This is a genomic window from Rothia sp. HMSC071C12 (genome assembly GCF_001813895.1).
GTDB classification, from domain to species: Bacteria; Actinomycetota; Actinomycetes; order Actinomycetales; family Micrococcaceae; genus Rothia; species Rothia mucilaginosa.
Window position 1 is genome coordinate 151099 of sequence record NZ_KV814369.1, and the last position, 12484, is coordinate 163582.

Sequence of the window (12484 nt, forward strand, 5' to 3'; positions counted from 1 at the left end):
GTGAGGCTCTAGCTAAGGGGCAAGTAGCCTCACCGGCAGGTAGATTTTTCGGGCTAGGACTCCCCGAGCAGGGCGAGCGCGGCTTCGCGGGCGGCAAGCGCCTCCTCCGTCACGCGCGGGGTCACCGCGGCCAGGGCGCGCAGTGCTTTCGCCAGCACGGTAGAGCCCTTCATCTTCGGCTCCAGCTCGGCGGGAATCTCAACCGGCGTACCGTACAGTTCGGCAAGCTCAACCGCCAGCTTCACAAGGGACGCACCCTGACCCACCTGCGGAGCCAACGGAAGGATCCGGCGCACCGTCTGGAAGACAGACCACCCCGCCAAGGGACTCAACGAAGCGGCATCGTTCAACGTCTGCACCAGACGATTCGCCCCGAACCAGCCGTGCTCCAGAAGGTACCCGAGCTCACTGGCGAAAAGGTGCGCATCCCAGTTGCCGCGGTCAATGAGGGAGGCAATCGTCTCCGCCGTCAACGCACGACGCTCCGGGGCGTACACTACAGAAGCCCACGCCAGGAAGTTATACGACGGCACACCCAGAGCACGCTCCGCCGCACCGAGCGTCTGCATAATCTCCTCAAAACCGTGAAGACGAGAGAACTGATACACGCTCAGCAGCGGCTTATACTGCGCCGCCAGAAGGTCCGGGTTGTGGCGCATCGCCCAGGCGTACCAGCCGCATACTAGGGCAACAGACGGCACCTCGGCATGTTCCAGAGAACGCCCCGGATACTCCACACAGGCACCAGCCACCGTGTATGCCGCCGCCGTGAACGTACTCCGCTCCGTGGCAAGCTCCTCCCCCGGCACCTGCCACAGCTCATAGGTGGAATCATTCACCTCATACTCGCCGTGCAGAACCTTCGGAAACGCCTCACGGTATGACTTGAAACGAATCACCGTACGCTCAAAAGAACGCTCCACCGCAGGTAACGGCTCAGCCAGCAGAGGCGCAAAGCCCTGCCCAGCCGCGCCCTCGCTACTATAGGGCTGATCCCCGAACGCTACGCGAAGCTGCTCGTGGAACAGCGCCGTGGGCGACCGGTACGCCCAATATTCGCTACCCTTGCGCGGGTACCCCTTGAAGTGAAAATCAGCACCCTGAAAACGACCCGTGTGCTCGGTGAGTGCTGCCTGCGGGTCAGGGTCTGCGGCGTGCACATGCTGAACCAGCAGACGGTACGCCAGATACCGCAATTGGTCGCGACCGTCATGCCAGGCACGGCTCAGGTAGCGGCGCAGATGCTTCTGAAAAGCGGGACTGAACTCAATAACTCGCCCCTCCTGATGCGCCCGATGCAGGTAGTTCAGCAGCGCCGGGATGCGGCGGACAGACTGCTCCCTCTCGTTGAGGTGGTAGAGGGCGAACAGCAGCTCTTCGCAGTCCCGGTCGTTACGAATAGCATCCCGGGTAGCTTCGGAGGCGCGCCCAGCCTGGGGCGCCGCGTTGAGGGCGGCGTTCACCTCCGAGGCTGAGAGCCCAAGGGCAGGGACATCCGGAATCTGCACACTACGGGGCAGCTGATCTGAGGCAGACTGGGTGGAGGCGAGCTGAGCCGAGCCAGGCTGAATCGAACTAGGCTGTGCAGGCACGGTGTCAGGGCACAGCTTCTGGGCGCGATCGCGCAGCTCCAGAGGAAGAACCTCCACAGCATCCTGCGCGTAAACAGACACCTCCCCGGCACATTCCGGCACCGCCCGAACACTCAACTCAAGCACCTTCAAACCGGCAGTCATCAGCTTCTTCTCACGCCGGAACAGCAGCTGCGCGACGGCAGGTAGCGCCTCCGCCACCAGGGTTTGAAGCTCACCAGCAGTCAGCGGCAGCAGACCGGCAGGGGCAGAACCGCCAGACGGCGCGCAGACTTGCAGAACACTCTGCAGCATCTGCGCACCCACAGCAGCCGTGGTCGCCACCGGCGAAGCCAACAACGCCGGAATCAGCGCACCGTGCCGAGCATAGGATTGCGCCTGACCCACCAAAGCCTGCTTACGTTCAGCACCGCGCAGCCCCTTCGGAACCGCCGTCAGAGCCTCAAAGGCACGCGAGAAAACGCGGGCGTTCTGCGGCGCATAATCACGTAGCAACGCCTGAACGCACTCCTGCTCAATCCGGGCTCGATACTGCGGAAAACGCTCCGCCAAATACACCAGCAAATCATGACCGCAAATAGTCAGCTGCGCATCATAAATAAACCAGAGTGCTAGACCATTCGAGGGCATGGCGCCCTCCACGGTAAACAGCGCCCAGATTTTTTCCCAGTGTTCCGGATGCTCCCTGAAAAACTCGGCAATCGCCTCATCATCCATAGAGCGCATGGAACGACCCGGCACAATACGCCACAGGAACTCCTGCAGGTATTCGGCGCTCCACGCAGGCGCCGCAGGATGCACGCTTTCAGGCACAGTATTAGGCACCGCTCTCACCCAGTAGCGCGAGCGCTGCCTCGCGGGCGGCAAGCGCCTCCTCCGTCACGCGCGGGGTCACGGCAGCCAGGGCACGCAGGCTCTTCGCCAGCACCGTGGAGCCCTTCATCTTCGGCTCCAGCTCGGCGGGGATCTCAACCGGCGTGCCGTACAATTTGGCAAGCTCCACCGCCAGGCGCACATAGTCGCCGCCCTTCGTCAGCCCACCAACCATCGGCAGCAGCAGACGCAGAACCTGCAGCACACGCCAACCCGCCAGCGGACTAATAGCCGACACCTCACGCAGGGTCGCCACCAGGCGGTTCGGAAGGACCATCCCGTCCTCCAACGCCCACTTTAGGGTCTCTGCGAAGGTTCCTGTATCCAGCAGGCCCGCCTCAAAGAGTGCCGCAATGGCCTCTGCCGCCGCCAGACGGTACTCAGAATTCTTCGCGCTCGCCACATAGCCGAGCAGGGTGCAGGTCGGGGCACCCACCTGCACGGTGGACTCCCTCAGCGCATGCAGAAGCGGCAATACAGGAGTCGCATTTTTATAGTCGAGTACAGCCCTCCCAGCGAACATGAAGTATGCCGAGAGCAGGTCCGGGTTGTTCTGAAGCAACCAGGAGGACCACTCGGTGAGCACGATAATATAGTCGCCCCGCCACCCATCGACGCTATCGAGATTCAGTAGGTACACGAAGGGAATGAACGCGGTGTTCAACACCTCGTAGGCGATGGCTTCCTCGGGGCTCATGCCAGCGGTTGCGTGGATCAGCGCCTCGCGTGCCTCATCCGCGGTATCCACGATGTCGCCCTTGACCTGCCACATGGGCTGGTACTCCACAAATTCCTCAACGTTAAAGTTTTCGAAACCTGCCTCGCGAAGACGACCTTCCTGGCTGGCTTGCCGGTATTCCTCAATTCGATCAAAATCGAGACCGCGGTTGTAGCCGCTCCAAGGGATGTCCAGGCTGGAGACCATGCGGTACGTCCAGTCACTGTAGGTAAGCTGACGGGCGGGTAGTGGTGCGATCAGCAGACGCGCCGTGCGTCCTTCCGTGTGGTACTCTCCCCCGGCAGCAACGGCACGCATCTGCTCGCGGAAGATCTCATAGAGGTCACGGTAACCCTTCAACGGCTTGTAGTCAGCATTCCAGAGATGGTGTTTATTCTGAATAGTCAGACGTATCATCTCTTCCTTGCTCAGGAGCGCGTTACTCGGGTGAGCTCGTGCAACCATCTCACTACGGTCGGAATACTGCAGGAGCGGCGTGAGCTCGGGTAGCTCCCATGACTCGTATCCTGCGGCCTCGGCGTTAGCTTTCAGCACGATGCACAGCACAGGCATGTACGCGACATTGTTGTAGTAATATTCGCTGGCAATCTTGCGCAGGGTACGAAGCTGCTGCTGATCTGCCGGTGCCAGCTGCCCGGTTGCGGCAAAGTGGTACAGACGTGCTAGGTTCTCTCCCCTAGTGCTGGGAGATTCGTCACCGATAATTCGGCCGGAGGTGGTGTTCGACTCCTCAGTCAGCAGAGTGCAGAACTCGTTCAAATCCGTAATGGGGGTGAACGGCTCATGGCGCGGGGTGCCGGGCAACAGCACCGGCGGCACCTCTACGGAGGCGCCCGCCGCCTCCGCCTCTTCCGCCATGGGCAGACGGTCTTCGGGCAGGCAGGCTTCCGCGGCGCCGCGCAACTCCAGGGGTAGCACCTCGTAGGCTTCGAGGACGCGGTCGGCAACGTAGTTGGCGAGCGCCACCTGCTCGGCGGTTTGCGCCTTCTTGCGCTTGGCTTTGCTCACGCCGGCGTACTGGGTGGCGATGAGCTTGAGCAGGCGCAGGGCGCCGCGCTGAATCTTCTTTTCGGTGCGGTAGAGGTTCGCGCCGAGTGCGTCGATGAGCTGTTCCAGGTCAAGCTGTTCGAGGGGCTGCAGGTCGGGGGTCTTCTGCAGGGCGGCGGGTGCGCAGGCTTTGAGCACGTTCTGCAGCATGGTCTGGGCGAATCCGACGGAGGCGCTGGGTTCCGCGGTGAGGACAGCCATGAGCTGCCCGAGGCGTGCACGGTTTTCTGCGTCGGTGGGCTGCAGGTCGGTGTAGACGGAGTGGAACGCAGCCGAGTTGAATGCGCTGAAATCGCTGGTCAGGCCGCGTAGCAGGGCGTCCAGAATCTCGTCGCGAATGTCGAAGTATTCGCCCATGAGGCGGCACAGTTCCGCGCTTTCGCCCATGTAGTTGCCGTAGCCCTTGAAGAGCACCCCTTCGGTGCGGAAGACCGCCCAAAATTCCTGGTCGAGCAGGGTCATGTCACGGGTGAAGAAGGTTTTGAGCTGGGCGTGGTTGCTCGCGCTGTCCTTCTTCACGCAGGGCAGGGCCTCGTGGAAGAAAAGGACCAGGTATTCGGGGGCATCGCAGCTCAGGTTACGGGCACGAAGCAGCATGTAGCAGGTTTCCCAAATTTTCTTCGAGCGCGCCCAAGAGTTCGACAGGCCCTCAATGAAACGCAGAATCCACTCGTCGGGGCGTTCGGTGGCGCCGAGCAGGAACGCGTCAATCAGCTGCTGATCCGGGCGCCCCTCCCAGAGCAGGGTGCGCATGGCGCGACCGGCGGAACGGTGGTATTCCCAAGGGTCGCCGTCGGGGGTGCGCACGAGCGCCCCGGCAACGTAGGCGGCGAGCGGGGTGCGGTTAATGTGGTCGCTACCGATCACGCTCTTGGGGGTGAAGGTTCGGGCGAGGGAGGCGCGTTCCTCCTCGGTGGCGCCGGTGATGACGGCATGGTATTCCTGCACGTCAGTTGATTCTGCCGCCATAAGGGCTTTGAGGGCGGCACGGCGCTCTTCGAGGGTGCGCTCCCCTGCGTTATGCTCGCTGGCGCTGCGCTCGTTAGGGTTGCGCGGCTGGGCGGTATCAGTCATTGGTACCTGCTTTCGGAGTTGATGGTGAATGGTTGTGAAGAGTTGAATGGAGGGTTTGAACGGGTGCGGGCGGGGCGGTTAGCTCTGCACCTGGTTGAGGATATTCCGGGCGTACCGCGCCTTCTGCGAAGAACCGGTCAGCGTACCCAACCAGGCACGCAGCGGCTCATCCACGAGCTCCACACGGGTGGCAGGGTCGAGGGTCGCCAACGCCTGGCTGAAAGCGCCCAGCAGCTTACCGAGTGAGTTCGCACCGGTATCCAGGTGCGGTATGAGGCGCGCGAAGAAGCGCACTGCCGCCCGCGCATCCAGCTGGGCGAAGTCGGTGAGGGCGAGCGCCCAACGGTTCAGCATCGCCAGCGGCGCAAAGTTCACGAAGCCTGCCGTGGTGTCCTCAAGGCTGAGCTGGTCGTCCAGCACGCGGTGCATGATTTCCACGGCGAGGGAACGAATCTCAACGCGTTGCTCCGAGAAGCCCGCGGCAAACACGAACGCGCAGGCGGGACCCCACGCGCCGGGGTGCGCCGCCAACGCCAAATACAGGCTCCGGTCAAAGGCGCTGTGATCCAAGCTGTACCAGTTGCTACTAGCGCAGTAGAAAGCCAGCGGTTCTGCCCGTGAGGGATAGAGCAGGGCGTACTGTCCTTCTTCGTCGTGGTGGGCGGTGGCGAGGCCGCGGAAAGCGTTCAGCTCGGGGGTGGAAGCACCGTGCGCCACCCCGTTCAGCTGAAGGCCCCAGCTTTTCTCCCTCTGGGATACCGTGATGGATTCCAGGTAGGGGTTGACGCGCCCGGTGGCGAGGGTGCCGTCGAGGGCGGAGCGGAGCACGCGAATCTGGGTAGGGGCAGAGCGCGGAGCCTCCTCCTGAGCGTTCTTCACGTATTGCTCTTCGAGGCTTTCAAGCAGGGTCAGCGCCTCAGCACGGCGGCTCTGGGCGTTCTGTCGCTGCTCGTCGGTAGCGTACGGAGGCAGCACCTCCGGCACGCGCACACGCAGTAGCGCCGCAGTGAAATCCTGGCGCAGGATGGGGGCTCCATCAGCCAGGTTCTTGGTGTACCGGCGCACCAGGGTATCCGGATGCACCCACCCGCCAAACAGCTCAGGGGTGGCGAGCGGGGTGTAGCTCTGCCTGCTCTGCAGCACGCCGAGGGCATCCTTGAATCCGGTGCTGAAGAACGCGGCGTGGCGGGAGTACATGTAGTGCAGGTTTGGCACCGTACCGGGGTCTTCCCTCGGGGTCATTTCCGACGCCTTCGGGCGCTCACGCAGCTTCCCGGCGGCGGCAAGAACCGTCAAGTGCGCGCGCATGTCGAACCATGTCAAACCCCAGTGGTTCAGCTTTTTCAGGCAGATAGGAACCAGCTGTTCGAGCAGTTTGGGGCTCTGCGCGACGCCGTCGGCGCTGAGCAGGTAGGCGGTGAGCAGTTCCAGTTCCAGCTCGCATCCGGCGTGCGTTTCGGGAAGTTCCGTTTCGTTGAGCGTATCGGGGGTTGCACAGGGTGCAATCTGATGGTGCAGGAGTGCACGGGCGCGTTCTTGCACGTCGGATTCGGTAACGGGGCGCACGGGGGTGTCCCAGTACCGGTGGATTACGGCGCGGGAGGCGGCGAGCGCCTCCGCGGCGGCGGCCTCAAGGTCAGCAGCTTCAGTGAGGGCTGCGTCTTCCGTGCCGCTCCCCCGGCTATTCTCCGGGCTGTACCCATCTTCGAGGAGCGGCGAACCCTGAATCTGCGCCACAACCAGCGGATCGAGCTGGGAACGGTAGTCGCGGTAGAGTTCGCGGGCACGCTCGGCGAACACGATAGTCTCGGCGCTCGCGTTGTCTGCAGCGCCCGCCTGCACCCATTCTTCGAGGTGTTTGAGGGCGGCGGCTTGAACCTGCGCGTGGGTGTGGCTGAGCGCCATGACTACAGCGTCTTCGCAAACGGCAGCATCGAGGGTGCCCGCCCGGTACAGCGCTTGGAGCATGGTCAGGATTTTGAGTGCGTTTGCTTTGGTTCCGGCGCATACGGCGGGTGCCGCGTAGGCGAAGGCGGTAGCATCCAGCGCCTGCGGGTTTTTGCTCCAGAGGCGGTGAATATGCTGCACACCGAGGGTTACGCTCGGGCCGATGGGTGAGGAGAAAAGCGTCAGAAATTCGCTCTGACGTGCCGCAATTTCTTCGGCGGTGAGTTTGAGACCGGTGACCAGGCGTGAGAACCAGCCGACCCGGTACGCCGGGAAGTCACTCATGAGGGAGCTCAGGAGCGCATCAATCAGGCGGTCACGGCTAATCAGCCCGGTTTCGGTGGCTTCGATGAGGGCGCAGGACCAGCCGGGGTTGTTGACCTTCTGCCCGGGCTTGTAGGAGTCGCGCTGGGTGAGGGATACGTCCCGGTTACCTTCGACGGCGAGCATGCCCCAGATGAGTTCTTCGCGGAGCTGTTCGTCCTCGCGCAGCAGCGGGAGAATCAGCTCGCGGTCGCAGTTGATGAGGGCGGTGTAGTATTCCTCGTTGTGTTCGAGGCGCGCCCCGCCGTAGAGCTCAGCTAGGCGCATGGCAACACCTCCGGTGAACCAGCCGAACTCTGCGTAGGCTTTAACGCGGTCCTGGGTGACGGTTCCGGGCGTGTTTTTACCGAGCTGGGAGCCGTATGGGGTGGTGACAATGTCGAAGTACTGCCAGCGGCGGTAAATCTGTTCGAAGGTACCGCCGACCGCCAGGATATTGGCGAGATTGCGGTTGAAGTGCATGATGTCGCTCCAGGTTTTCTGCTGCCTGAGGAGCGGGTAAATAACTTCGCCGGGGAGCGGCTCGGTGATAACACCTTCGGGGAAGGTATGCGTTTCGGGGCGTTTGCTCATGGTGGTCTTTCGGAAGGAAGCTGAAGCGAGCTTTTGGGGCGTCGTCTTTTAGTGCGGTGCGTGGTGTGTCTAGCCGGCGGCGTGTTCGCGGTAAAGAATGCTGACCGCCAGGGCGTGCTTGCAGGGGCCGCGCGTACCGCGGTACTTCAACCACCAGGGGCAGGAGCAGAGGTACCCCTCCACGGCGTACGGGTCGGCGGGTAGCACCACGGTGTACGTGTTCTCACCGCTGCGCACACTGTACTCACCGGTGCCGTGCTCCCCCTCACCGACCCGCTCAATAGCGCCGGAATCGGCAAGCTTTTTCGCGCCGACCAGGCGCGGGTGCATGGCGGTCAGCGCCTCGGGATGCACGGGTAGCGGGCGGTGGAAATACTCGCCAGCGTGCGCGTCAAAACCAACCTGGCCGGAGGAAGCCAGCAGGGCGAGGGCGTCGCGGGTTGCCGCCTCGTCCAGGCCTGCGCGGGCAGACATGACGGGCACGTCAATGCGCGGCTCGAAGGAAAGCAGCACGCTGAGCATGTCAGCGTTCTGGGCGGTGTTCGGGTTAGACAGCGCCTGCAGCACGGATCCCTCACCGGAGAACCCGCGTGACTTTTCAGGGCTCAAACCAATGCTCAGGCGTGCGCCGGGCAGATGCGCCACCCACACGCTGGGAACGGGCGCGTTACCGGCGCTCACGGGCTCACTGTACGCGTCCAGGCGCTGAATGTGGCGGATGAGCGGCTCAAGCACGCGCAGACGCTCGGGGCCCGCCACGCATACGGATCCAGCGGTGGCGCGGGTGGCAAGCCGCAGGGAACGCACGGCACGGGTTGCCCACAGTACCGCCTTGGTGCTGGAGTTACGCGGCAGGGAGTGGATGAAGGTTCGGGCGGCGGCAGCGTCCAGGCTGTGCACGGGGCTCATGCGGGATGAGAGCATCTGCGTTTCTGCAAAGCCTTTGAGCCAGCGGATGGGCAGCGGCACTTTTTCTTCCATGACGGAGCCGTCAAGGGTGGTGGTGAGCAGCCCGTCGTCGCCGACGTTCAGGTGGATGGGCTCCCCTGCCCTGAGGGAGGCGAGCGCGGCACGCAGGGGCGGGTTGACGTCTACGTTGGTGACGCCTACGGCGCTGTGGCTGGCGTCGAGTGCGCTGGAGTCAACGTCGAGGCGCGCGTACACTCCGCAGCAGGCGCTGAAGGATTCGAAGCGTAGGCCTTCGGCGGTGCTGGTGACGACTGGGTCTGCGGCGCGTAGGGCTCCGGCGAGGGAGCTGGGCGGCACGTAGAAGCGGGTGCGGGCGACCCTGGCGACGACCAGTAGTGCGGTGGCGTAGACGTCTGCTCGTTCGAGGAACCCGGAGAAGAAGTACGGGTGGGATGCGGCGCCTTCGGGGGTGCTGCCGCCGCTGGTAGCGAGGCTGAGCGCGCGGGAGTCGGCGCCGTCGATGAGGGCTGACGGGGCGGTGTACGTGTAGTCGAGGGTGTAGGCGCTCATGGCTTCTTTGCCTTTCGTATGTGGTGTATACGTCCTATCATGCCGTAAAGATTCGCGTCCCGCTACCGCTTTCGTCATTGCCGTTTGGTGCATAAAAAATCCCCGACATTCTCGGTTGAGAAGTGCCGGGGAGAAGCTCTATTTGGCTCACCCTCGATGGGGTGGGCGTGGGCTCTGATGAGAGGCTCAGGCTAGACGACGATCTGGCCGTTGAAGCGCAGGGCCAGGCCGTACAGGACCACTGCGATAACCCAGATGACAATCACGGTCACGGTCAGGCGAATCAGGTTCTTCGACGCCATACCGGAGGAGTTCAGGGAGTTGGTCATACCGCCGCCGAACATGTCGGAGAGGCCGCCGCCCTGACCGCGGTTGAGCAGCACAAGCATCACTGCGATCACGCTGGTGATGGCGATGATGACCATGAGTACGTTCATGATGACGTCCATGGGGACCTTCCTTCGTTGTCTTCTGGTGGGGTGCCTGGACTGCGGGGGTGCAGACAGACGGGTTTAACTATACGCTACAGCCGCCATTCGGTCACGTTGAGGCGGCTTTTACGCGGCGCGGTTGCTGCGGCGCTGGTATTCGCTGGGGGTCAGCTGCAGTGCTGCGGGGCGGTCGGTGAGCACACGCTGAGCGGTGAGCTCATCGCCTTCGGTGTCGTAGGCGCGCACGTATCCGCCGTCGATGAGGTAGTAGGTGAACTGCTGCGCGGCTGCCCAGTAGGCGCCTCCTTCAGCGTAGAAGCCCTGGTCTACCCAGTCGCGCAGGGTGAGGGTGACGGGGATTTCCGGTGAGGAGGTGCGGCTGTAGAGCTGGTCGAGGAATGCTTCTCGGCGGCTCTCGAAGTACTGGTATTCGGGCGAGGGTTCCTGGTATTCTGCGCCGCCTGCGTAGCCGATGTTGCCGCCGTCGTTGCCGGGTAGGCGCGGGGCACTCACTTTGCGGTTGCGCAGGTAGCTGTAGAGGATCATGCCGACGAGGGCTGCGATGACCAGGGAAAAACCAAAGCTGAACATGCCGTTAAGTGTACGGGGCGAACCGCGGGGTCGGCGTATTCCGGGTGGGTTTTGCGGCGAGGGGCGAACGCGCCCGGCCCTTCTCCCCCGCCCCTTACGTCTGGCTCCTGCTCCCGGCTCTTACTCCCGCCTCGTACATCCACCGCTAACTCGGTGGCGGTTAAATGGTTCAGCGCCCGGTCGGGTGGGTACCCGCCAGGCGCTGTAACGCTATGAGACGCTATGGTGCGTCAGGGTTTTATGCGTCGAAGCGTGCGATTGCTGCGAACTCGTCAGCCTGCAGGGATGCGCCGCCGACGAGCACGCCGTCCACGTCTTCCTTGCCCATGATGGAGGGTGCGGAGGAGGACTTGACGGAGCCACCGTAGAGAACGCGGACCTTCTCTGCAACGTCTGCGGAGTAGAGCTTAGCGATTTCTGCGCGGATTGCTGCGGACATTTCCTGTGCGTCGTCTGCGGTTGCGACCTTGCCGGTGCCGATTGCCCAGACGGGCTCGTATGCGATGACGAGGGTTTCTGCCTGCTCTGCGGTCAGACCTGCGATGGAGCCGCGCAGCTGCTCGAGGGTGTACTCGACGTGGGTGCCTGCCTCGCGGACCTCGAGGGGCTCACCGACGCAGAGGACGGGGGTCAGGCCGTGCTTGTATGCTGCCTGGACCTTTGCTGCGCACAGCTCGTCGCTTTCGTGGTGGTAGGTGCGGCGCTCGGAGTGGCCGACGAGCACGAAGGTTGCGCCGAGCTTGGAGAGGAATGCGCCGGAGATTTCGCCGGTGTATGCGCCGGAGTCGTGGACGGAGAGGTCCTGGCCGCCGTAGAGGATGTCCAGCTTGTCGCCTTCGACGAGGGTCTGCACGGAGCGGATGTCGGTGAAGGGCGGGAAGACGGCTACTTCGGTTGCGGAGAAGTTGAAGTTTGCGTCGTCGAGGGTCCATGCGAGCTTCTGGACGAGGGTGACTGCCTCTGCGTGGTTGAGGTTCATCTTCCAGTTGCCTGCGATGAGGGGCTTACGCGACATAGTTCGCTCCTTAGCTTTCCCGCGCGGTATGCCGGGCGGGGTTGTTGTTCGGAATTTTCCTTTTCTATTTTAGAGGGTTGGCGGCATATTTTCACTGGTTCGGCGCGGTTTTATGCTGTGCCTTGACTATTCTCACCCCGCGTTCGCTGATTGCGCGGAACCCCGGATACGAAGTACCGGCAGGGTGGAGCTTAGGGGGCTCTACCCTGCCGGTATTCTGCCGGTGATGTTTGTCTACGGTGTGTTAGTAGCCGCCTCGGAGAAGGTACGAGGTGTAGCAGAAAAAGACAATCGTCAAAACAATCACAAGAAGCGCGGTAGCGCGCGCACTTATGGCGAGGGAACGACCCCAAGGCAGCTTTCGGGTAGCGATCTTCTCAACGATGAGCGCCGCAAGAGCACAGTAGGTGAAGCAGACACACAGCAAAACAACAAACGAAATGATGAGAGTAGCCGTTGCTACCGAGGAAGATTCCCAATAGGCGTAATACATCCAGAGGTAGGGACTATTTGCAATGAAGAAGGCCGTGAATCCGCCGGTGGGGAGGCAGATAAGCGAGTACAGGCCCATGCGCTTAGGCTCTGCGGGCGCGGGTGCTACCGCCTCGGCAGGAGCCGCGGATGCGGCACCATCTACGGCGGGGTCTTGCGCGGGACTCTGGAGGGCGGTTGCGGTAGGTACTGCAGTAGCTTCTACCGTGGTGCTTTCTGCAGCGTTGTTCTGCACGGTGTTTTCCTGTACAGCATTGCTCTGCGCCGTATTCTCCGGCAAGGGGCTGCCCTGCACGGCGCTAGCCTG

Annotated in this window: 8 protein-coding genes; all 8 read right to left on the reverse strand. The window is 62.8% G+C overall.

Annotated elements, in window-relative coordinates:
• Nucleotides 1-53: 53 nt before the first annotated feature.
• Complete coding sequence (locus HMPREF2942_RS02600) at nucleotides 54-2417, reverse strand: DUF6493 family protein (RefSeq protein ID WP_070688273.1); 2364 nt, start codon at nucleotides 2415-2417, stop codon at nucleotides 54-56.
• On the reverse strand, nucleotides 2410-5325 hold the full coding sequence (locus HMPREF2942_RS02605) for an endonuclease (RefSeq protein ID WP_070688275.1): 2916 nt from the start codon (nucleotides 5323-5325) through the stop codon (nucleotides 2410-2412). The genes HMPREF2942_RS02600 and HMPREF2942_RS02605 overlap by 8 nt, the downstream gene beginning before the upstream one ends.
• Nucleotides 5326-5403: 78 nt before the next feature.
• On the reverse strand, nucleotides 5404-8169 hold the full coding sequence (locus HMPREF2942_RS02610) for a DUF6493 family protein (RefSeq protein ID WP_070688277.1): 2766 nt from the start codon (nucleotides 8167-8169) through the stop codon (nucleotides 5404-5406).
• A 69-nt stretch (nucleotides 8170-8238) separates the two neighbouring features.
• Entirely contained in the window at nucleotides 8239-9648 is a 1410-nt protein-coding gene (locus HMPREF2942_RS02615) for an SWIM zinc finger family protein (protein ID WP_070688279.1), read from the reverse strand.
• 191 nt (nucleotides 9649-9839) lie between these two features.
• A complete protein-coding gene (gene secG / locus HMPREF2942_RS02620; protein WP_012903590.1) occupies nucleotides 9840-10097 on the reverse strand; it encodes a preprotein translocase subunit SecG in 258 nt (85 codons plus the stop codon).
• 108 nt (nucleotides 10098-10205) lie between these two features.
• Nucleotides 10206-10670: a hypothetical protein gene (locus tag HMPREF2942_RS02625; protein WP_044143857.1), complete on the reverse strand. Its 465-nt coding sequence runs from the start codon at nucleotides 10668-10670 to the stop codon at nucleotides 10206-10208.
• 238 nt (nucleotides 10671-10908) lie between these two features.
• Nucleotides 10909-11685 (reverse strand): triose-phosphate isomerase, encoded by a 777-nt coding sequence (gene tpiA, locus HMPREF2942_RS02630; protein WP_049353119.1) that lies wholly within the window; start codon nucleotides 11683-11685, stop codon nucleotides 10909-10911.
• 244 nt (nucleotides 11686-11929) lie between these two features.
• Nucleotides 11930-12484 (reverse strand): histidyl-tRNA synthetase (locus tag HMPREF2942_RS02635; protein ID WP_070688285.1); only part of this gene is annotated, 555 nt, incomplete at its 5' end.